This is a genomic window from Streptomyces sp. NPDC007808 (assembly GCF_042868655.1).
GTDB lineage: Bacteria > Actinomycetota > Actinomycetes > Streptomycetales > Streptomycetaceae > Streptomyces.
In genome coordinates, this window is record NZ_JBIAEQ010000005.1 from 38,733 (window position 1) to 59,839 (window position 21,107).

15 protein-coding genes are annotated in these 21,107 nt (G+C 72.8%); 7 read left to right on the forward strand and 8 right to left on the reverse strand.

Annotated elements, in window-relative coordinates; translation table 11 throughout:
* The first annotated feature begins 310 nt into the window (after nt 1–310).
* The 4 genes from ACFYNL_RS19425 (at nt 311) to ACFYNL_RS19440 (ending at nt 8,443) form a co-directional block, all read left to right on the forward strand.
* Nucleotides 311–4,582 (forward strand): HAMP domain-containing protein, encoded by a 4,272-nt coding sequence (locus ACFYNL_RS19425; protein WP_388804736.1) that lies wholly within the window; start codon nt 311–313, stop codon nt 4,580–4,582.
* A gap of 76 nt (nt 4,583–4,658) precedes the next feature.
* Nucleotides 4,659–7,190, forward strand: a complete 2,532-nt coding sequence (locus ACFYNL_RS19430) for a SpoIIE family protein phosphatase (RefSeq protein ID WP_388804739.1) — start codon at nt 4,659–4,661, stop codon at nt 7,188–7,190.
* Nucleotides 7,191–7,315: 125 nt separating this feature from the next.
* A complete protein-coding gene (locus tag ACFYNL_RS19435; RefSeq protein WP_388804742.1) occupies nt 7,316–7,873 on the forward strand; it encodes a Dps family protein in 558 nt (185 codons plus the stop codon).
* A gap of 45 nt (nt 7,874–7,918) precedes the next feature.
* On the forward strand, nt 7,919–8,443 hold the full coding sequence (locus tag ACFYNL_RS19440) for a hypothetical protein (RefSeq protein ID WP_388804746.1): 525 nt from the start codon (nt 7,919–7,921) through the stop codon (nt 8,441–8,443).
* Nucleotides 8,444–8,497: 54 nt separating this feature from the next.
* Here ACFYNL_RS19440 and ACFYNL_RS19445 read toward each other — a convergent pair whose 3' ends face one another.
* The 3 genes from ACFYNL_RS19445 to ACFYNL_RS19455 all read right to left on the reverse strand — a co-directional run bounded on the left by ACFYNL_RS19445 (nt 8,498) and on the right by ACFYNL_RS19455 (nt 11,958).
* Nucleotides 8,498–9,118: a dihydrofolate reductase family protein gene (locus tag ACFYNL_RS19445; protein WP_388804749.1), complete on the reverse strand. Its 621-nt coding sequence runs from the start codon at nt 9,116–9,118 to the stop codon at nt 8,498–8,500.
* Between the two features lie 36 nt (nt 9,119–9,154).
* The gene (locus ACFYNL_RS19450; RefSeq protein ID WP_388804752.1) at nt 9,155–11,281 is read right to left on the reverse strand and encodes an MMPL family transporter; all 2,127 of its coding nucleotides are present in this window, start codon (nt 11,279–11,281) and stop codon (nt 9,155–9,157) included.
* A gap of 164 nt (nt 11,282–11,445) precedes the next feature.
* A complete protein-coding gene (locus ACFYNL_RS19455; RefSeq protein WP_388804755.1) occupies nt 11,446–11,958 on the reverse strand; it encodes a MarR family winged helix-turn-helix transcriptional regulator in 513 nt (170 codons plus the stop codon).
* A gap of 158 nt (nt 11,959–12,116) precedes the next feature.
* Here ACFYNL_RS19455 and ACFYNL_RS19460 point away from each other — a divergent pair, with 158 nt between their 5' ends.
* Nucleotides 12,117–13,490 carry a cryptochrome/photolyase family protein gene (locus ACFYNL_RS19460; protein ID WP_388804757.1) on the forward strand — a complete coding sequence of 458 codons (1,374 nt, stop codon included), beginning with the start codon at nt 12,117–12,119 and terminating at the stop codon, nt 13,488–13,490.
* A gap of 36 nt (nt 13,491–13,526) precedes the next feature.
* Here the strand turns inward: ACFYNL_RS19460 and ACFYNL_RS19465 are convergent, their stop codons facing one another.
* Together ACFYNL_RS19465 and ACFYNL_RS19470 are read right to left on the reverse strand one after the other, a co-directional pair.
* Nucleotides 13,527–14,768 carry an NAD(P)/FAD-dependent oxidoreductase gene (locus tag ACFYNL_RS19465; RefSeq protein WP_388804760.1) on the reverse strand — a complete coding sequence of 414 codons (1,242 nt, stop codon included), beginning with the start codon at nt 14,766–14,768 and terminating at the stop codon, nt 13,527–13,529.
* A 163-nt stretch (nt 14,769–14,931) separates the two neighbouring features.
* Nucleotides 14,932–16,161, reverse strand: a complete 1,230-nt coding sequence (locus tag ACFYNL_RS19470; RefSeq protein ID WP_388804763.1) for a MerR family transcriptional regulator — start codon at nt 16,159–16,161, stop codon at nt 14,932–14,934.
* Nucleotides 16,162–16,324: 163 nt separating this feature from the next.
* Between ACFYNL_RS19470 and ACFYNL_RS19475 the strand changes: the two genes are divergently transcribed.
* On the forward strand, nt 16,325–16,915 hold the full coding sequence (locus tag ACFYNL_RS19475) for a sigma-70 family RNA polymerase sigma factor (protein ID WP_388804765.1): 591 nt from the start codon (nt 16,325–16,327) through the stop codon (nt 16,913–16,915).
* A 160-nt stretch (nt 16,916–17,075) separates the two neighbouring features.
* The gene (locus ACFYNL_RS19480) at nt 17,076–17,408 is read left to right on the forward strand and encodes a DUF3140 domain-containing protein (protein ID WP_388804767.1); all 333 of its coding nucleotides are present in this window, start codon (nt 17,076–17,078) and stop codon (nt 17,406–17,408) included.
* A 39-nt stretch (nt 17,409–17,447) separates the two neighbouring features.
* Here the strand turns inward: ACFYNL_RS19480 and ACFYNL_RS19485 are convergent, their stop codons facing one another.
* From ACFYNL_RS19485 to ACFYNL_RS19495, 3 genes are read right to left on the reverse strand one after another with little or no spacing between them, the layout of a single operon-like run.
* On the reverse strand, nt 17,448–19,004 hold the full coding sequence (locus tag ACFYNL_RS19485; RefSeq protein WP_388804769.1) for an FAD-dependent oxidoreductase: 1,557 nt from the start codon (nt 19,002–19,004) through the stop codon (nt 17,448–17,450).
* Complete coding sequence (locus ACFYNL_RS19490; protein ID WP_388804772.1) at nt 19,001–19,720, reverse strand: class I SAM-dependent methyltransferase; 720 nt, start codon at nt 19,718–19,720, stop codon at nt 19,001–19,003. Before ACFYNL_RS19490 ends, ACFYNL_RS19485 begins: the two co-directional genes overlap by 4 nt.
* 29 nt (nt 19,721–19,749) lie before the next feature.
* Complete coding sequence (locus tag ACFYNL_RS19495) at nt 19,750–20,937, reverse strand: lycopene cyclase family protein (protein WP_388804775.1); 1,188 nt, start codon at nt 20,935–20,937, stop codon at nt 19,750–19,752.
* Nucleotides 20,938–21,107 lie beyond the last annotated feature (170 nt).

Consider the following 21,107-nt stretch of genomic DNA (forward strand, 5'->3'; position numbering starts at 1 on the left):
CCGGACTCGCTACTCCGCCGCAGCAGCTGTCGCGGGAGCTCCACACGTGCCCGACCCAGGCGATGCCGAACCCCGCTGAGTACCTCATATCCCCGCGGACATGCCTGCCGGGCGGCGTTTCTTGGCCCAACCGGAACCTTCGGGCCAGGCTTTTGTTGTCGCACGACAACTGAGTTAACCTTCACGGGATTTTCTCAACCGGCCGGTGCCGTGAACAGCGGAAACGCGGACGGTGAGGGGGCCCTTCGCGGCCCGGCGCGGTTCCGAGTCCCCGGTGCGGGGGCTCTTGGGGAGCGGAACGAGGGTGCGCATGACCAGCAAGATGATCGACGTCGTCGACGTGTCGCCGGGCGAGCAGGAGCTGCGGCAGCTGCTGGCCGGACTGACCGCCGTACGCGACGGCGACTTCGGCACTCGGCTGCCGGCCGATGGCGAAGGCCTGCTCGGTGACATCGCCACGGTCTTCAACGGCATGGTCGACCAGCTGTCCGTGTTCACGTCGGAAGTCACACGGGTGGCGCGCGAGGTCGGGACCGAGGGCACCCTGGGCGGTCAGGCCGAGGTGCCGGGCGTCTCGGGCACCTGGGCCGACCTGACCGACTCGGTCAACGCGATGGCGGGCAACCTCACCACCCAGGTGCGCGACATCGCGCAGGTGGCGACCGCGGTCGCCAAGGGTGACCTGTCGCAGAAGGTCGACGTTCCCGCCCGCGGCGAGATCCTGGAGCTGAAGGAGACCGTCAACACGATGGTCGACCAGCTCTCCGCTTTCGCCGACGAGGTCACCCGCGTCGCCCGCGAGGTCGGCAGCGAAGGCCGCCTCGGCGGACAGGCCCAGGTGCCCGGCGTCGGCGGTGTGTGGCGGGACCTGACGGATTCGGTCAACTTCATGGCGGGCAACCTGACTTCTCAGGTCCGCAACATCGCCCAGGTGACGACCGCGGTCGCGCAGGGCGACCTCTCCCAGAAGATCACCGTGGACGCCCGCGGCGAGATCCTCCAGCTCAAGAACACCATCAACACGATGGTCGACCAGCTCTCCGCCTTCGGCGACGAGGTCACCCGCGTCGCCCGCGAGGTCGGCACCGAGGGCCGCCTCGGCGGACAGGCCGACGTCAAGGGGGTGAAGGGCACCTGGCGGGACCTGACGGACTCCGTGAACTTCATGGCGGGCAACCTCACCGCGCAGGTCCGCAACGTCGCCCAGGTGGCGACGGCCGTCGCGCAGGGCGACCTCTCCCAGAAGATCACCGTGGACGCCCGCGGCGAGATCCTGGAACTGAAGACCACCATCAACACGATGGTCGACCAGCTGTCCGCCTTCGCTGACGAAGTCACCCGCGTCGCCCGCGAGGTCGGCACCGAGGGCAATCTGGGCGGCCAGGCGATCGTCCGGGGCGTCTCGGGGACCTGGAAGGACCTGACGGACAACGTCAACGTGATGGCGTCGAACCTGACCGGTCAGGTCCGCTCGATCGCCAAGGTGGCCACGGCCGTCGCGCGCGGTGACCTGTCCCAGAAGATCACGGTCGAGGCCAAGGGCGAGGTCGCGGCCCTGGCGGACGTCATCAACACGATGGTCGACACGCTGTCCGCGTTCGCGGACGAGGTGACCCGCGTGGCCCGCGAGGTGGGCACGGAAGGGCGCCTCGGAGGCCAGGCCCACGTGCCCAACGTGGCGGGCACCTGGAAGGACCTCACCGACAACGTCAACTCCATGGCCAACAACCTCACCGGACAGGTGCGCAACATCGCCCTGGTGACGACGGCGGTGGCCAACGGCGACCTGTCGAAGAAGATCGACGTCGACGCGCGCGGCGAGATCCTGGAGCTGAAGACCACCATCAACACGATGGTCGACCAGCTGTCGTCGTTCGCCGCCGAGGTCACCCGCGTCGCCCGCGAGGTCGGCAGCGAGGGCCGGCTCGGCGGGCAGGCGGAGGTCGAGGGCGTCGAGGGCACCTGGAAGCGGCTGACCGAGAACGTGAACGAGCTCGCCGGGAACCTCACCCGTCAGGTCCGTGCGATCGCCGAGGTCGCGAGCGCCGTCGCCGAGGGCGACCTGACCCGCTCGATCACCGTGGAGGCGTCGGGCGAGGTCGCCGAACTCAAGGACAACATCAACTCCATGGTGGAGTCCCTGCGGGAGACCACGCGGGCCAACCAGGAGCAGGACTGGCTGAAGACCAACCTCGCCCGGATCTCCGGGCTGATGCAGGGCCACCGGGATCTGCCCGTCGTCGCCGAGCTCGTCATGGACGAACTCGCGCCCCTGGTCTCGGCGCAGTACGGCGCCTTCTACCTCGCCGAGGACTCCGAGCGCGGACCCGAGCTGCGGCTGGTGGGCTCGTACGGCTATCCCGACGACGTCGACCGGCCCGACCGCATCCGCGTCGGGCGCTCCCTGGTCGGGCAGGCCGCGCGCAACCGCCGTCCCATCACCGTGGAGGAGCTGCCGCCGGGCTATGTGACCATCTCCTCCGGTCTCGGCCAGGCCGTGCCCAGCGCCCTGACGGTGCTGCCGATCGTCGTCGAGGACCAGGTGCTCGGTGTCATCGAGCTGGGCTCGGTCACCCGCTTCACCCAGATCCACCAGGACTTCCTCGCCCAGTTGATGCCGACCATCGGCGTCAACCTCAACACCATCGTGGCCAACGCCCGCACGGACGAGCTGCTGGACGAGTCCCAGCGGCTCACCGCCGAGCTCCAGGCCCGGTCCGAGGAGTTGCAGGTCCAGCAGGACGAACTGCAGCGTTCCAACGCCGAGCTGGAGGAGAAGGCCTCCCTGCTGGCCTCGCAGAACCGTGACATCGAGGCCAAGAATCTGCAGATCGAGCAGGCACGGCAGGAACTGGAGACCCGCGCGCAGGAGCTGGCGCTGGCCTCGAAGTACAAGTCGGAGTTCCTGGCGAACATGAGCCACGAACTGCGCACCCCGCTCAACAGCCTGCTGATCCTGGCCCAGTTGCTGGCCCAGAACCCTTCACGCAACCTCACGCCGAAGCAGGTCGAGTACGCGGGCATCATCCACTCGGCGGGCTCGGACCTGCTGCAGCTGATCAACGACATCCTCGACCTGTCGAAGGTCGAGGCCGGCAAGATGGACGTCGCTCCCGAGCGCATCCCGCTGCGCCAGCTGCTGGAGTACGTCGAGGCGACGTTCCGGCCGATGACGACACAGAAGAGCCTGGACTTCACGGTGGCCACCGCGCCGGGCACCCCCGCCGATCTGCTCACCGACGGCTCCCGGCTGCGGCAGATCCTGCGCAACCTGCTGTCGAACGCGGTGAAGTTCACCGAGCAGGGCCGGGTCGAGCTGCGCATCGAACCCGCCGCGGACCAGGAGGTCCCGGTGGGCGTCCTGCGCGGCGGCCCCGTCGTGGCCTTCCGTGTGAAGGACACCGGCATCGGCATCCCCCAGCAGCAACTGGAGACGATCTTCGGGGCGTTCCAGCAGGCGGACGGCACGACCAGCCGCAAGTACGGCGGGACCGGCCTCGGTCTGTCGATCACCCGGGAGATCGCCCATCTGCTCGGCGGCGCCGTCACCGTCGACAGCACCCCGGGCCAGGGCAGCACCTTCACCCTCTACCTCCCGGTGACGCGCGCGGACTTCGAGGACCTGCTCGACGGGGGCGGTGTCCAGACGGAGCAGCCGCACGCCACCGCCCCCGAGCTCCCGTCGAAGGCCTCCGCGGAGACCGCTTCCGTCAGAACTCCCGAGCAGCGCAGGCGCCGCCTGCTCGTCGTGGAGGGCCGCCCCCGTGGGCTGCTCACCCTGGTCGCCGAGCGCGCGGTGGCCGACATCGTCACCGACCCGCACGACCCGCTCGGCGAGATCGACGTGATCACGGCGGTCGGCGCGCAGGAAGCGGCGAGCACACTGGCCGCCGAACCGTGCCACTGCGTGGTCCTGGAACTCGACATGCCCGACGACGAGGGCGCGCGTCTGCTGCAGGCCATGGAGGGCGATTCGGCGCTGGCGAGTGTCCCGGTGCTCGTGCACACCGGGCACCACGCCGACCTGGCGCAGGAGCAGTCGCTGCGCTCCCGCGCGGACGGCCGCCCGCTGGACTTCCTCTCCAGCCTGGACGAGCTGCGCGAGCGCATCACCCTGCACCTGTCCGCCGAGGAACCGGGGGACGTGTTGTCCCTGGTGCGGGGCGAGGAGCCACAGCGCTCGATGACGCAGATCGTCGACGACTCCTTCCGCGGGCGCACGGTGCTCGTGGTCGACGACGACGCGCGCAACCTCTTCGCGTTGAGCGGGGCGCTCGAACTGCACGGCTTCCGTGTGCTGCACGCGGACAACGGCCGCAGGGGCATCGAGACGCTGCTCGCCCACGAGGAGGTCTCGCTGGTCCTGATGGACGTGATGATGCCCGAGATGGACGGCTACGCCGCCACCGCGGAGATCCGCGCTATGCCTCAGTACGCGAACCTGCCGATCATCGCGGTCACCGCCAAGGCCATGCCCGGCGACCAGGAGAAGAGCCTGGCGTCCGGAGCCGACGACTACGTCACCAAGCCCGTCGACACCAACGACCTCATCAGCCGCGTCCAGCACTGGCTGTCCGTATGAGCGGCAGCCGCGCGACCGCGCGCGTCGGGCGACCGCCCGGCGTTCTCGGACGCCCGAGCCGAGAAGCAGGGCAACTGTGAGCAATCCCCATCAGCCGACCGAGCCGGAGAGCCGCGGCGCTGCGGTGTCCGACGACCCGCCTGCCGAGGACCCGGCCACGGGCGGGGAACTCCTGCCCGCCGACCGGCCGACCGCGGTCCCCGCCGCCCGCGGGGGCGACGACCGGGCCGGGGACGGTGTGGCGGCCCACGACAAGGAGGGTCACCCCTCCCCCGTCGGCAGGCTCGCGGCGACCGTGGACCGGTTGCGCCAGGAGGTGCGGGCGGCCCAGGCGGAGGCGGACGGGCGGGCCCTGATCGAGCTGGCCAAGGGCATCCTGGTCGAGCGGCTCGGGTGCGGGCCGGCTCAGGCGGCACGGCAACTGGCCGAGCTGACCGAGCAGGCGGGCATGACACCGCTCGAATTCGCCGTGGATGTCATCAACCAGGCTTCGCGTGACCGGCTCTCCGAGGTGACGACGGCTTTCCTCGCGGCCACGGTGGGTGTCGGCGACGCCGTCGAGGCACCGGCGGGCGTCTCCTCCGCCGTACGGTTGCGGGCCGCCGAGAGCGGGGCTCTGGCCGCCCACGACGCCCAGGCCGTGGCCGACTCCCTGATGGAGCACGCGCTGCGGCCGCTCGGTGCGGAAGCCGTGGCCATCTGGGCGCTGGGCGGTGACGGTTCGCTCACCCTGGCGGGCAGTGCCGGGTTCTCGGCCGCCGAAGCACGGCGCTGGCGCCATGTGCCGCCGGGTGTGGCGACCGTGGCGCGTCGCGGCCTCGGCGAGCGGACGGGCCAGTGGATCGACTGTCTGTCGGCGACCGGGCTGCCCTCCGTCGGCCAGCACCACTACCCGGACGGCGGCCGGGTCGCCGTGCCCGCCGGGACCGGGGGCCGGATCCACGGCGTGCTGGAGATCGTCTGGCCGAAGCCGCTGGAACCGCAGCCCCCGCAGATCGTCCGCCAGGTGGAGGCCCTGGCCGAGCTGTGCGCGCACACGCTGGAGACCTCCGCCGCGCGCCACCCCGACGACGAGGTGCGGCAGGCCGTCCTGCCGGACGTCGCCGAGCTGATGGACCTGGCCGACGGTCTCCACGACCCCGCGCTGGTGCTCGTCCCGCACCTGGACTCCACCGGCGAACTGGTGGACTTCCGCATCCACCACGTCAACAGCCGCTTCCTCGACCCCACCGGGCGGCCGCGAGGCGTGGTCAACGGCTCCCTGCTGCTGGAGGCGTACCCGCTGGTCGCCGGTGAGAGCGAGCTGTTCGAACAGATCGAGCGGGTGTACGCCACGGGTGAGCCGTTCCGCGCCCACCGCATGCGGCTGACGGCACTGGTGGACGACGTCCCGCTGGCGGCGGTCGCCGACATCAACATCAGCCGGCACGGTGGCAGCGTCCTGCTCATCTGGCGCATAGAGGACGAAGCGGCACGGCTGGCGAGCCTGCTGCAGCACGCCCAGCGCCTCGGGCGCATCGGCGGCTTCGAGGAAAACGTCCTCACCGGCGAGATCACCTGGAACGTCCAGCTCTACCACCTCTACGGCAGGCCCACCGCCGACGCACCGATCCCGTTGGAGGACCTGCCCGCCCACGCGCACCCCGATGACGCGGTCGCCATCGGCAAGTTCCTGCGCACGCTGCTGCACCACCGGCGCCCGGCGTCCACGGCTTTCCGGCTGCAGCGGCCCGACGGGGTGACCCGGCACATCCGCGTGGTGGCCGAGCCGGAGCTCGACTCCGACGGCCGGCTGTTCGTCGTACGGGGCGCGTACCAGGACGTCTCCTCCCACCACTGGACGGAGGTCGCGCTCGCCGCCACCCGCGACCAGCTCGCGCACACCGAGCAGCAGGCGATCGAACGGGCGCGGCTCGCCCTCCAGCTGCAGCACGCGATCATGCCCCCGGAGCAGGGCCCCCTGGAGGCCCCCGGCCTGCGCGTGGCCGTCCGCTACCGGCCCGCGGAGACCCAGCAGCTCGTGGGCGGCGACTGGTACGACGCGGTCGTCCTGCCGTCCCGGCTGGTGCTGCTGTGCGTGGGGGACGTCGCCGGACACGGCATCGAGGCGGCCACCAGCATGGTGGTCCTGCGCAACGCGCTGCGCGGCCTCGCGGTGACGGGTGCCGGACCGGCCCAGCTGCTGGCCTGGCTCAACATGGTGGCCCACCATCTGACGGGCGGGGTCACCGCCACCGCGGTCTGCGGCTTGTACGACCCCGACCGCCGCACCCTGCGCTGGGCCAGGGCCGGCCATCTGCCGCCGGTCCTGGTGCGCGACAGCGAGGCGACTCCGCTGCCTTTGGTCAAGGGCCTGCTGCTCGGCGCTCTGCCCGAGGCGACCTACGAGGAGCACGAGGTCCAACTGGCCGTCGACGACACGCTGCTGATGTACACGGACGGTCTGATCGAGCGCCGTGACCGTTCCGTGGAGGAGTCGCTGACCCAGCTGCTGGCGGCTGCCCGCAAGGTCCCGCCCACGCTCGAACAGCAGCTGGACCGTCTGCTCACCTACAGCAGGTCCGACACGGACGACGACACCTGCATCGTGGGTGTGCGGGTGGCATGAGCGCGACGCCGGTGGTGACGCGGGACGGTGGTCCGTTCGGGCGGTGATAGCCACATCACAGGTCTGTGCGGGCGAAAGCAGGGCACCTGAACTCCGACTTCACCTACGGAGAAGGAGTAGCGAACGTGGCGAAGGACCTCACCCCCAAGTACACGGTGCCGGGCATCGAACGCGAGGCGGCCGGTCGGCTCATCGACGTCCTCCGCCTGCGGCTGCACGCCCTCAACGACCTCCACCTGACGCTCAAGCACGTCCATTGGAACGTCGTGGGACCCCACTTCATCGCGGTGCACCAGATGGTCGACCCGCAGGTCGACCGGGTGCGTGACATGGCCGACGACGTGGCCGAGCGCATCGCGGCGCTCGGTGGGGTCGCGCAGGGCACGCCCGGCTCGCTGGTCGCCGAGCGGACCTGGGACGACTACTCGATCGGCCGTGAGGACGCGCTCGCTCACCTCGGTGCCCTCGACATCGTCTACACCGGTCTGATCGAGGACGTCCGTGCCGCGATCAAGGTCGTCGGGGAGATCGACCCGGCGACGGAGGATCTGCTCATCGAACAGCTGCGGGACCTCGAACAGTTCCAGTGGTTCGTCCGGGCCCACCTGGAGAACGCCGGCGGCGCACTGACGACGGCTCGGGCGGACACGGAGCAGGGTGCCGCCAAGGCCGCCAAGGGGTGACCGGCGGAGGGCTTCCCGGCCGGGTGTCGGATATGTTCCCGATCCATGACTCAGTACGTGGGGCCGCTGGAGCTGGTCGACGACCGGTGGGTGATCGGGGATCCGACACGGAAGGAAGGCTTGTACGTGGTGCTCACCCCGGTGGGGCTGGAGCACCGTCGGCGCGGGGAGCCGGCACCCCTGCTGACCGTCCCGTGGTCCCGGTTCCTGGAGCTGAGGGTGCGTGCCGCCTACAGGAGGTGGCAGCTCACCCCCCTCGGGGCGCTCGCGGGAGCGGCTCAGCCGGGCGCCGACATGGGACGTGACGGCTGCTCGCTGCAGGGCATCGTCCGGCATCCGTACGACCTGTGGAAGGTGCGGTACACGCACCACCTGCGCACCTACCGGGCCGGCCACGTCATCGTGCTCAAGGCCCTGTTCGACCAGCTCACCGAGGCGAAGGCGCTGGACCGGCTCGGCGATCCCGGGTGGCTGGGCGAGGCGGTCGCCGAGCTGTCGTCGTACACCTCCTGGTACGCCCCGAGGGGCAACCGTCTGGTGGCGGCGACCCTGCGGCGCCTCGGCACCTGAGCAGTCGTCCGTGACACGGCGACCCGGGGTGGTCCCTGCGGCGGCGCCTCGGGCTCAGGACCGCACACGGTAGGTCAGGTGCGTGACCAGGCTCGCCGCCCGCGATCCCACCTGCTCCAGGTTCAGGGGCGGGACACCCTCGAACAGCCGCGTGCCGGCGCCGAGCGTGAGCGGCACGATGTGCAGCCGCAGCTCGTCGACCAGGCCGGCGGCGAGGTACTGGTTGACGGTGGTCGCGCCGCCCTGGATGCCGACGTCGCCGCCGTCGGCCGCCGCGCGGGCCTGTGCCAGCGCCGACTCGATCCCGTCGGTGACGAAGAAGAACGTGGTGCCGCCGTCCATCGGCTGCGGCTCGCGCGCGTGGTGGGTGAGCACGAACACCGGCGCGTGGAACGGCGGGGAGTCGCCCCACCAGCCGTTCCACCGCCGATCCCACGCGCCGCGCACCGGGCCGAACATGTTGCGCCCCATGATGAAGGCGCCGGCGGCACCGAGCCGTTCCACCTCGGCCCGGTTCTCGTCGGGAGTGTCGAACATCCAGGCGTGCAGCCGCTCGCCCGTGCCGTCACCGCCGTCGTCGCCGAACGGGCGCTCCTCGGTCTGGCCGAGCCCGGCCGAGTACCCGTCGACCGAGATCGTGATGTCGCAGATCACCTTGCCGATGTCTCCGGTCATGGGCCCAGCATGCCGCAGTCCGGCCCCGGTGGCCGGTCACGTCAGGAGCGACGGCCGCTTCCCCCGGGCGTCGTCGGCATCGGCCTTCGCGGCGGCCCGGCCGGTCCGGCTCGGCCACCAGGCCACCCGCCCGAGGTCCCGGGCCAGTGCCGGCACCAGCAGGGAGCGCACCACCAGCGTGTCGAGCAGCACGCCGAACGCGACGATGAAGGCGATCTGGACGAGGAACGCCAGCGGGATGACGCCGAGCGCCGCGAAGGTGGCGGCCAGGACGACCCCGGCGGAGGTGATCACCCCGCCGGTGGCGACCAGGCCGCGCAGCACGCCCTGGCGGGGACCGTGCCGCAGGGTCTCCTCCCGTACGCGGGACATGAGGAAGATGTTGTAGTCGACGCCCAGGGCGACCAGGAACACGAAGCCGTACAGCGGAACGGACGGGTCCGTGCCCGTGAAGCCGAACACGTGGGTGAAGACGAGCGCCGAGATGCCCAGCGTGGCGAGGAAGTTGAGTGCCACGGTGGCCACCAGCAGCACGGGCATGAGCAGCGACCGCAGCAGCACGGTCAGGATCAGCAGGATGATGGCGAGGACGACGGGGACGATGAGGGTCCGGTCCCGTTCGGCGGTGCGCAGCGTGTCGTACTGCTGGGCGGTGTAGCCGCCGACGAGGGCGTCGGCGCCGGGTACCGCGTGCAGGGCGCCGCGCAGCCGCTCGACGGTGTCCTTGGCCGCGTCGCTGTCGGCGGCTGCGCGCAGGGTGACGTCGACGCGGACGCGGCCGTCCACGATCAGCGGGGCGCCGCCGAGGCGTCCGGAGGCGCCCACCGCAGCGGCCGAGGCGACGCCGTCGGTCGTACGGGCCGTGGTGACGACCCGGTCCAGACGGTCGGCGTCGGCGATGACCACGGTCGGGTTGCCGGAGCCGCCCGGGAAGTGCTCGGCGAGGGTGCGCTGGGCGGACACCGAGGGTGCGTCGTTGACGAAGGTCTCGTCGAGCGGGACGCCCCTGGAGGTGAGGGTCGGCGCGAAGGCGGCGCAGGCCAGCAGCCCGGCGAGCGATACCGCCCACACCGTGCGCGGTGCCCGGTCGACGAGGGCCGCGACCCGGCGCCAGACACCGCTGCCGCCGGCACGGCCTTCGGTGGTAGGGGGCTTGGCGGGCCAGTAGGCGGCAGGGCCGAGCAGCACCAGGGCCGCGGGCAGGAAGGTGAGCGAGCCGACCACGGCGGCGGCGATGCCGATGGCCCCCACCGGTCCGAGGGCCCGGTTGTTGGTCAGGTCGCTGAGCAGCAGGGCCAGCAGGCCCGCGGCGACGGTCGCCCCACTGGCCACTATGGCGCCCCAGGACTGCCGCAGCGCGGCCCGGGCGGCGGCGAACCGGTCGTCGTGCCGGGCCAGTTCCTCCCGGAAGCGGGCGCTGAGCAGCAGGGCGTAGTCAGTGGCCGCGCCGATCACCAGGATCGACAGGATCCCCTGCACCTGGCCGTCGACACGGACCACGTCGCGGTCGGCGAGCGCGTAGACGACGGCGCAGGCCAGCCCCAGGGAGAAGACCGCACCGAGGATGATCAGGAAGGGCAGCAGCACGCTGCGGTAGACGAGCAGGAGGATGGCCAGGACCGTCACCAGGGCGACGGTCAGGAGCAGTCCGTCGATGCCGGCGAAGGCGTCGGACAGGTCTGCCTGGCTCGCGGCGGGGCCGGCCAGCACCACCGTGGTGCCGGGAACGCTCTCGGCGGCCGTGCGGATGCTCTCCAGTGCGCCGGGCAGGTCCTCGCCGAGGTTCGGGCGCAGGGGTATGACGCCCTGCAGGGCCTCGCCGTCCTCGGAGGGGATCGCCGGTGAGATCCGGCCCGCCACTGCGGGGGCGTTCGCGAGGGAGGCCAGCGCGCGTGCGGCGGCGTCCCGGCGGTCGGTCACCGCGGCCCCGTTCTCGTCGGTCCAGACGACGACGGCGGGCAGTGTCTCCTTCTGCCGGAACGCCCGCTGTGCCTCGACGACCTCGGTGGACTCGGCGCTGCGCGGCAGGAAGGCGGCCTGGTCGTTGGTGGCGACCTCGCCGAGCCGGCCGGCGAAGGGCCCGAGGGCTCCGCCGATGCCGAGCCAGGCGATGAGCAGGAGGACGGGGACGAGCCGGCGGGCCCGCCGTGCGGTGAGGGACATCGTTCTCCGGTTGCGGTGTGAGGTGCGGGAGGAGGGAACAGGCGTATAGCTCGACAATAAAGTATCTCAATCATCGAGCTAACTGCCTGTCGGCCGGTCCTCGTGGCCACCCATGCTTCCGCCGCGCCGCGACCGGCGGATGCATCCGAACGGCGGTTCGCCGATCAGGGCCTGAGCCGGCCCATCTCCTCGTTCATCGCGGCCAGGAAGCGCAGCACGGTCGCCAGTTCGTCCTCGGTGAAGCCCTCACGCGCCGCCTGGGTCGCCTGTGCCAGCGGGCGGAAGTACGTGCGGGCGGCCGACCTGGCGTCGGCCGCGTACTGCAGGTGCACGACCCTGCGGTCGGCGCTCTCCCGGACCCGGCGGATGTGTCCGGCGCGCTCCAGCCGGTCGACGCACGCGCTGACCGCGCCCGAGGTGAGCCCGAGGTGCTGCCTGAGGCGACTCGGCGTCATGGGCTCCTCGGCGTCCAGGATCGCCGCGAGTGCCTGGACGTCGGTGGCGTGCAGGCCGTGGTCGCCCGCGAAGCCGTGCACGAGGCGGTTGATCTCACCGTTCATACGGCGCAGTTGCACGGCGAAGTCCTGGAGGTCACCGCCCGCGCGCCCCCGCTCGGGCACCGCCCGACCGGCCGCCGTCTCCCCCGCCCTGCGCTCGGGGTCTTCTCTTCCTGCCACGCGAGCAGCCTATAGAAGCCGCCGCATCCGAGACGGCGCGGCCGGTGGAAGTAGTGATCGACCGGTGGAAGCAATGAGCACGGGGAGCGCGGCCCGTCCGCCGGCGCTCCTTCCTGCCGGAACCGCTCGCTTTCTCGTCTCCTCCTGGAGTGCGCGCCATGAACGTCTCAGTCGTCCTGTTCACCTCCGACCTGCGGTTGCACGACCATCCGCCGCTGCGGGCCGCGGGCGACGGCAACGGGCAGATCGTGCCCCTGTTCGTCCGGGACCGTGCCGTGGACACCGCCGGTTTCGCCGTTCCCAACCGGCTGGCGTTTCTCGCCGACTGCCTGCGCGACCTGGACGGGGCACTGCGGGAGCGGGGCGGGCGGCTGATCGTCCGCTCCGGCGATCTCGTCGAGCAGGTGTGCCGGGTGGTGACCGAGGCGGACGCCGACGAGGTGCACATGGCGTCCGAGGCCAGCGCGCACGCCCACCGCCGTGAACGGCGACTGCGGCGGGCCCTCGAAGCACAGGGGTGCCGCCTGCACGTCCACGACACGGTGACCACGGTGGTGGCACCGGGTGGCGTGACGCCGGCCTCCTCCGACCACTTCGCCGTCTTCACGCCGTACTTCCGGCAGTGGTCCGGGCAGCACCTGCGCGGCGTACTCGGCGCGCCGCGCGTGGTGCGGGTCCCGGACGGGGTGACCTCCGAGCCGCTGCCCTCCCGCGCGGACCTGCGGGGTCTGTCGGAGGGCCTGGCCCCGGGCGGCGAGGCGGCGGGCCGCAGGCGGCTGTCGCACTGGCTGCGCGGCGGCGTCGCCGCGTACGAGGACCGGCACGACGACCTGGCCGCGGACGCCACGTCCCGTCTCTCACCCCACCTGCACTTCGGGACCCTCTCCCCCGTCGAGGTGGTGCACCGGGCGCGCGCGGCCGGGGGGCCCGGCGCCGAGGCGTTCGTACGGCAGGTGGCCTGGCGTGACTTCCACCGCCAGGTCCTGGCGGCCCGGCCGGACGCCGCCCACCGCGACTACCGCACGCGGGGCGACCACTGGCGCTCGGAACAGGAGGCCGAGGCGGACGTGGCGGCCTGGAAGGAGGGCCGTACGGGTTACCCCGTGATCGACGCGGCGATGCGTCAACTGCGTCACGAGGGATGGATGCACAACCGTGCCCGTCTGCTGACCGCGAGCTTCCTGACCAAGACCCTGTACGTCGACTGGCGGGTCGGCGCCCGCCACTTCCTGGACCTGCTGGTCGACGGTGATCTGGCGAACAACCAGCTCAACTGGCAGTGGGTCGCGGGAACCGGAACCGACACCCGGCCCAACCGGGTCCTCAACCCGCTCATCCAGGCCAAGCGGTACGACCCCGACGGCGGCTACGTCCGGCGCTGGGTGCCCGAACTCGCGGGTCTGGACGTCCCCGCGGTGCACGAACCGTGGAGGCTGACCGGCCTGGAGCGCGCCGAGATCGACTACCCCGATCCGATCGTCGACCTCGCGGCCGGCCTGCGGCGGTTCCGCGAGGCCCGCGAGCGCGCCTGACCGGCCGTCACCGCGGCTACCGGCCCAGGTCGGGGGCTACCGGCCCAGGTCGCGCAGGACCTCACGTGCCGCCCGGGCCCCGGAGGCCATCGCGCCCTGCACCGAGCCGGTGGCCCGATGGTCCCCGCACACGTAACGCCGGCCCGCGAAGCGGGAGGTGCGGCTCAGCGGCTGGGGCGGCCGCATGACGGGCAGGGCCGCGGCCACGGTACGCACGGCCAGCAGGTCCCAGTCGCCGGTCCCGGCGCGGTATGCCTCGGCCAGCGCCTCGCGCACCGCGTGTTCCCGGCCGTCGGCGTCCGCGCCGAGCACAGAGGTGCAGACGAGCGCCGCGCCGGAAGGTGCGTAGCCGGGGACCACCTCGCTGAGGACACAGGTGTTGAGGAAGCGCAACCGCGCGTCCACGAGGAGCGTCGGCTCGCCGAGCGGGGAGCGCGGGGCGACGTGGTAGTAGCTGGTCACCGCGCGGTAGGCAGGTACTTCCAGTCCGGGCAGGAGAGTGGCCGCCGCTTCGGGACCCGTCGCCACCACCACGGCACGCGCGGCGAGTTCCTGACCGGCCGCCGTGGCCACCGCGTCGTCCGTCAGCGAGGTCACCGGTGTCTCCAGGTCCACGGTGCCGGTGGGCAGCCCTGCGGCGAGGGCCGCGGGCACCGCCCCGATGCCGGCGGCGGGCAGGCAGAGCGTGCCGCGCAGCATGCTGCGCCAGACCAGGTGGAAGAAACGGCTGGACGTCTCCAGTTCGTCCTCCAGGAACACCCCCGACAGGAACGGCCGGAGCACGGCCTCGACGAACTCCTCGGAGAGCCCGGCGTCCGCCAGCGCGGTGCGGGTGGCGCGGTCCTGCGAGCGCTTCACCAGGCGCACCGGAGCAAGCATGTCCCGCGCCGACAGGACGCCGAGGGCCAACAGGTCGCGGGGCCCCGCGAGGCGGCCCGGTACCAGATCGGGCAGGGCACTCGGGCGGCGCGTGGGGTCACTGAAACGCAGACGCCCGCGGTCGCCGTGGACCAGGAAGCCCGGGGTGAACGGACGCAGCCTCAGGTCCCGCAGCCGCAGTCGGCGGCGGAGCTGCGGGTAGGAGGTGTTGAACACCTGAAAGCCGCGGTCGATCACGAAGCCGTCCACGCGGTCGGAACGCATGCGCCCGCCCACGCCGTCGGACGCCTCCAGCACACGCACGTCCAGCCCGGCCGCGAGCAGGTCCTGCGCGCAGGCCAGGCCGGCCACCCCCGCGCCGATCACGATCACGTCGGTGCTCGCCCGGGACCCGGACACGGCGTTCTCCCTCGCTGTCGCACACCGGGCGTGCCGGTGGCCCTCGCTCGTGCGCCGCGGCGCACCCGTCACCGTTCGATTCCCCATCCGCGCGCCCCTTGGATGCGTCCGCGCCCCGGTTCACCCGGCCTGCCCGGTCGCCCCGCCCGGTCGGCGCACCCGCCTACTCGACGGCCCCTCGAAGCCGACCGGCGTCGGCGAGGACGTCCAGCGCGTCACGCAGGCTGGACGGCCTGAGCATCCCGGCGGCGGAACGCCCGGCCCACCCGCTGCCCCCGAGGAGCACCAAGGGCTGGCTGCGAGCCCCTCGAACGCCCCACTGGGCAGCGGCGACATGCCGGGCCAGGGGCAGGCTCGCCGTGGACCGGGCCTGCGCCCACAGGACCACGGCGGCCGGCCCGATGCGCTGCACCGCCGCGGTGAGCGCCTCGACGGGTACGGCCGCGCCGAACATGCGCGTGGAGACGCCCTGTTCGCTCAGCGCCGCGTTCAGGGCCTCCAGGGGAAGCGTGTGCTGCTCACCGGGGACACAGGCCAGGACGACCGGTCCGGAGCCGTCCCCCTGCCGGGCCACCGACCGTGTGCAGCGCCGCAGCACGGACGAGACGTGCCACGACAGCAGGTGCTCGACCTCGACGTAACGGTCCCCGGACGATGCCCACTTGCGGCCCACCGCGTGCAGCGTCGGCACCATCACCTCCTGCCACGCCACCACCACTCCGTGCCGGTCGACGGCGGCGGCGAGCTGGTCATCCACCGCGGGCGCGTCGAGCCGTACGGCGGCGCGTGCCAGCCCCCGGCACTCCTGACGCACGTCCCCCAACGGCAGGGCGCCGGCCGCGTGTGAACGACGTCCTGCCGGGGCGGCGGCGGGCGGGGCCGAGGGGCCCGGCGGCCGGGCCGCGTCCGACGGTCCGGGGCGGTCCTCGGGTGCCTCGGGTGCCTCGGGTGCCTCCGGCGAGGGGGGCTGGGGCGAGGGGGGCCCGGGTGCGACAGCCTCGGGTGCGACAGCCTCGGGTGCGGCAGCCTCGGCCCGGAGGCCGGAGCCGCCCTGCTTGGCCACCCGGGCGGCCTCGGCAGGCGGGACGCCTGCCGAGGTGAGCCGGCACATCGTCTCCAGGACCGCCACGTCCTGCGGGCTCCACCGCCGGTGCCTGCCGCCGCTCTGACCTGCGGGGCCGATGCCGTAGCGGCGGTCCCAGGAGCGCACGGTGGTGGGCGACACCCCGATCCGGCGGGCCACGGCCCCGGTGGCCAGCGGTGCCTCGGGGACCGGGGCGGCGGGCGCGGGGCGGCCGCCCGCGCCCTTGCCGCCGTTCCTGCCGTTCGCGCCCCCGTCGGTCGTGCCGCTGCCGCTGCCGCGAGGAGCGCTTCCCACTGCAGATCCGTCCATGTCTCCAGTATATCGATGCAGAAACGATGCGAGTTGTCCGAGCGCGAGAACCGCACGCACGATGGCAGGACCTGGAAGTCCGAGACGTCCCCATCCGCCCGGCAGCGGGAACCACCGACCGCCGAGCTCCGGGACGGATCCGGTCCGAGCGAGGAGCCGTCCGATGAATCCGCAGCACAGCACTCCTTTGTGGATGCCGGCCGAGGAAACCTACGGCGACGAGGAGCTGGCGCGGGGCCTGGTGGCCGGCGACGAGGCCTGTCTGGCCGCCGCCTACCGCCGCTGGTCGGCGATGGTGCACACGCTCGCCTGGCGTTCCCTCGGGGACGCCAAGGAAGCCGAGGACGTGGCCCAGCAGGTCTTCCTCGGCGTCTGGCGCGGACGCCACGGCTTCCGGCCCGAGCGCGGCACCCTCGGCGGCTGGATCGTGGGCATCACGAAGCGCAAGATCGCCGACGCCCTCGCCGCCAGGACCCGCCGCAGCGACCTGATCGCCTCGGCCGGCTCGACGCCGGAGCTGTCCGACGGCGCCGTCGGCCGGCCGGAGGCGGCCCTGGACCGGGTACTGGTCCGGCACGCGCTGGCCGGACTGCCGGCACCGCAGCAGCGGGTCCTGCGACTGGCGTTCTTCGAGGACCTGACGCAGACACAGATCGCCGAGCGCACCGGGTGGCCGCTGGGCACGGTCAAGAGCCATGCGCGGCGCGGGCTGCACCAGCTGCGTCGATGCCTGCAGCCGGAACTCGTGGGCTGAGACCCCCGGCAACCGGCTCCTCGCTCAGACCGGTGCGTAAACGCTGCACAAACGCTGCACAGAGGAATCGACAGAAGTCGGGCTGCACGGTGGACCCGGAACCCTCACCCTGGAGCAGCGAGGACACCGACCGAAGCGGTGGCTACGGAAGTGGGGCGCAGTGGACGACGAAGAGCGCGAAACGATCCGGGACCGGTTCCGTGAACTGGTGAACATGACGCCGGCCGAGCTGGAGAAGTGGCTGGAGACCGACGAGTCTCGGAGCGCCGGCCAGCACGCGGACGGCGGGGAGTCGACCGGTCATGCCTCCGGTCGCCGCATCGTGGGGATCCTGAGGACCAAGAAGGGCGACCTGTCGGACGACGACTACGCGCACATGCGCAAGGTCGACGGTTACATCGGCCGTCATCTCGCCCAGCGACCCTCGGGTGACGTGACGGACACCCGCTGGCGCCACTCCTTGATGAACTGGGGACACGACCCACTGAAGTGACACCGGCCGCTCCCGGACGGCGCGGTGCGGCCGGTGCGCTCACCCGCTCACCCACCCGGCCATCCCCCTCAGCAGCGCGCTGCGCCCGCGCCGGGGTACCGTCCACAGGGTCTGACCGCGCACCCCCCACCGCTGCAGCAGGGCGTTGGCGGCCAGGAAGCCCGTGGTCGCCGCGCGTTCCATCAGCGCCACGGGCAGGTCGGTACGCACCACGTCCCCGGCGACCACCACGCGCGGGTCCGGCGTGCGGACGGTGGGCCGGTCGCCGTAGCCGCCCACCGGGAACAGCGGGCAGTCGTCGCGCCACTCGTGGCGGACGTCGACGACACGGGCCGGACGCGTCTCCGGGTACACCCACCCCAGGTGCTCGACCAGGCGCTTCTCCTCGACCTCGCGGACCGCTCCCGGCGGCAGCGCATAGGCGTGCAGTTCGACGACGGACCCTCCCGTGCGGTGCGCCCAGCGGGCCGCCTCGTCCTCCCAGCGCTCCAGCACGCTGACGTTGTCGAGGCTTCCGAAGCCGCTGGTGCCATGGAAGCCCGGCCGGTGCGGCGCGACGGGCCGGTCCAGCCACAGCCGGGTCACCAGGAAGGGCGGGGCGTTGCGCAGCCGCGCGATGCGTTCCCGCCACGCCTCGTCCCCCAGCCGGCCGGAACGCGCGACGAGGCGACGCAGACCGGCGGGGTCGAGGGCGAGGACGACGCTGTCGTGGCGCCGCTGGTCCCGCTCGGTGACGACCTCGAAGCCGCCGTCGCCCCGGGGGGTGATCCGCTCGACGGCGGTGCCGACGCGGACGTCGGCGCCGTGCGAGCCCAGGTATGCGGCCAGCGGGTTCCACAGGGCGGCCGGGAAGGGCGCCTTGGGCACGTCGAACAGCAGCCCTTCGGCCGAGCCGAGGAAGTAGATGTGGAACATCAGGGCCATCTCCGCCGCCGACAGCTGCCGCGGGTCCGCGAAGAAGCTGCGGGAGAAGACCTCGAACGCCAGATGGCGGGCCCGTTCGGGGAAGCGGACCGCTTCGAGGAGATCGTGGGCGCTGGTGTCGTCAAGGCGTGCGTACACCTCGGGGACGCGGACGTCGAGCAGCGGCAGGGCCGCGACCGGATCCAGCGCGCGAAGGTCCCGCAGGCCGAAGGAGGGGCTCAGGGCGACGAATCCGAGGGCGCTCAGCGGCGGGGTGCGCGGGACGTGCCGGAAGCTGTCGCGCAGTCCGCTGCCGTGGAGCAGCGGGTAGTCCGGCAGGCCCGTGAGCCGCTCCAGTCCCGGATCGGTCCGGCGCAGCAGGCCCCGCAGGTTGTAGTACTGGCGGAAGAAGGCGTGGAAGCCACGGCTCATGGTGACCGTGGTGCCGTCCCGCAGTGCGGTCGGCCAGCCGCCGACGCGTCCGCCGAGGTAGGGCTGCCGCTCGTAGAGCGTCACGGCGACGCCGCGTTCGGCCAGGGCGGTCGCCGCGGCCAGCCCGGCGATGCCGCCGCCGATGACCGCGGTGCTGGGAGGGGGGCCGTCGACGCGCTTCGTGCCCGCGGGCGCCGGCAGCACACATGCCCGGCGGTCCCGGCCGCGGCGGGCGCCGTCCACGCGGCGTGGGGCGGTCATCGCACGGCCTCCGCGCGACGGGCGACGAAGGTGTGGGTGATACCGGTCTGCCAGCCCGGCAGCGGCAGGGCCCGGACACGCTCGAAGCCGGCCGCTCGCACCCGCCGGGCGAAGCGGTCAGCGGTGTCGAACCCGACCACGCTCCGCCACAGGTGGCGGTACAGCTCGCCGTCGCCGAGCACGGCCGCCGCCGGCTGGACGATCCCGCGGCAGACAGCCGTCCACACCACCCGGTCGACGCGGCGGCCACTGAGGGTGTACTCGTGCACGCCGAGCCGTCCGCCGGGCTTGAGCAGGTCGCGCGCGAGGGCGAGTACGGCGTCGGGGTCGGACACGTTGCGGAAGAGGTACGCGGCGAAGACCGCGTCGAACGGTCCGCCGACGCCTGCCGGGGTGAGGCGTTCGACCGGGCTGTGGACGAAGGTCACCCCGCCCGCCCAGGGCTTGAGCGCGGCCCGTCGCAGCATGCCCGCGGAGGCGTCCACGGCCGTGATGGCCGCGCCCGGCAGGACCGAGCGGAGCGCGGCGGTGGACGCGCCCGTGCCGCACCCGAGGTCCAGCAGGCGCAGCCCTTCGCCCCGGCCGGGCAGGCCGAGCCGGCGCGCCGAGCGCCGCAGGTGCGCGTGGTAGCCGGGGTTGGCGGCCACCAGGGTGTCGTAGCCGCGGGCGGCGTGGTCGAACGCGGCGGCGAGGTCCTCGTCGCGCAGCAGGGTCATGCGGTCTCCAGGTGTCAGAGCCGGGCGGCTCACTCGAAGGGGCGGCGGGGCAGGCGGGGCAGTTCCACGGCGGAGCGGAGCATCGGCGCGATGGGGGTGCGCAGGCCGATCCGGAGGTCCTCGGGCAGGCTGGTGCGTCCGTCGAGGAAGCGCAGGATCCGTTCCATGGGGACCTGGCCGAACAGCCCGCAGAACAGCGCGGGTCCGTCGGCCCGGCCACTGTCGAGGGCGCGCAGCAGGACGGCGTCCATGGCACGGGAGCGCGCCGAGTGGGCGGGCGGCGGCACCGGGCGCCGTCCCTGGCGCAGCGCCGCGGCGACGGCCCGGGTCTGCCGCTGGATGCCGGCGAAGGTGTAGCCGGTGGCGGGCCTGGTGGCGCCGCCCGCGGCTCCGATACGGAAGACCGATGACCCGACTCGTCGCGGGATCGGGGCGTCCGTCATCGGGATGACTCCGGTCTCGGTCGCGGTGATGTGCCGCTCGCCGACCCGCAGGACGTCGTCGGCGTAGTGCCGTACGGCCTCCTCGTAGCCGTCGGCCGTGCGCAGCCTCGTGGAGAACTCGGTGTACTCCACGAGGGCCTCGTGCGTCCCGACGGGCAGGACGTACCCGAAGGACAGGCCGTCGGCGGGCTGCGCGGTACGGAAGTCCATGAGGTCCGCGGTGCCGGGTTCGAAGGCCGGCCGGGCCGTGCGGACGAACCAGCCGTGGAAGTGCTGGAGCAGGGTCGTGCGGGCGGCCGGCAGGCTGCCGAGGGGCCGGGAGTCGAAGACCCAGCGCGCGGCCAGGATCCGGTGTCCGCCGCCGGGGTCGTGCAGATGGACGTGCGCTCCCTGGCGGACCTCCTCCACGGCCTCGACGGTGGCCTGCACGCGCCGCACGTTCGGACTGCTGCGCAGCTGCCGCGCCACGAGCTGCTCGAAGTCGTCCGAGCGGATCATCTTGTACCGCAGGGGCGCGATGTCCCCTTCGATGGGGGCGCCCGTTCGAGGGCGCACCCGCAGCCGGCCCCAGTCGGCCGTCACCGCCGCGTCGAAGCGGCCACGGCCCGGCTCCCAGAAGCACCATGTGCGGCGCGGCGGCCGGAGCGGCCCCGGTGGCGCCTCGACCAGCACCACCGACGGCGTGCGCATCCCGGACACGTGTCCGGACAGGCGGTGGGCGAGGGACAGCCCGGCGGCGCCCGCCCCCACGACGGCCACGTCCGCCTCCAGCACGGCTGCTCCCTTCGTTCTGCGTCCGGGTGTTCGTCTCCGGTCTTCCCGTGTGCGGGCCCCGGCGGATGCAGTCACCCGTACGCGCCGAGACGGTGCCGCCGTCCGGCGGATCCCGCGCAGGCACCAGCCGTTTTCCGGGAAATCGGATCGGGCCGCATCCGTCTGCCGCA

Bases quoted from the DNA above. Each gene is read 5' to 3' on its own strand.
- ACFYNL_RS19425 (WP_388804736.1), top strand. From the start codon at position 311: ATGACCAGCAAGATGATCGACGTCGTCGACGTGTCGCCGGGCGAGCAG.
- ACFYNL_RS19440 (WP_388804746.1), top strand. From the start codon at position 7,919: ATGACTCAGTACGTGGGGCCGCTGGAGCTGGTCGACGACCGGTGGGTG.
- ACFYNL_RS19445 (WP_388804749.1), bottom strand. From the start codon at position 9,118: ATGACCGGAGACATCGGCAAGGTGATCTGCGACATCACGATCTCGGTC.
- ACFYNL_RS19450 (WP_388804752.1), bottom strand. From the start codon at position 11,281: ATGTCCCTCACCGCACGGCGGGCCCGCCGGCTCGTCCCCGTCCTCCTG.
- ACFYNL_RS19460 (WP_388804757.1), top strand. From the start codon at position 12,117: ATGAACGTCTCAGTCGTCCTGTTCACCTCCGACCTGCGGTTGCACGAC.
- ACFYNL_RS19470 (WP_388804763.1), bottom strand. From the start codon at position 16,161: ATGGACGGATCTGCAGTGGGAAGCGCTCCTCGCGGCAGCGGCAGCGGC.
- ACFYNL_RS19475 (WP_388804765.1), top strand. From the start codon at position 16,325: ATGAATCCGCAGCACAGCACTCCTTTGTGGATGCCGGCCGAGGAAACC.
- ACFYNL_RS19485 (WP_388804769.1), bottom strand. From the start codon at position 19,004: ATGACCGCCCCACGCCGCGTGGACGGCGCCCGCCGCGGCCGGGACCGC.
- ACFYNL_RS19490 (WP_388804772.1), bottom strand. From the start codon at position 19,720: ATGACCCTGCTGCGCGACGAGGACCTCGCCGCCGCGTTCGACCACGCC.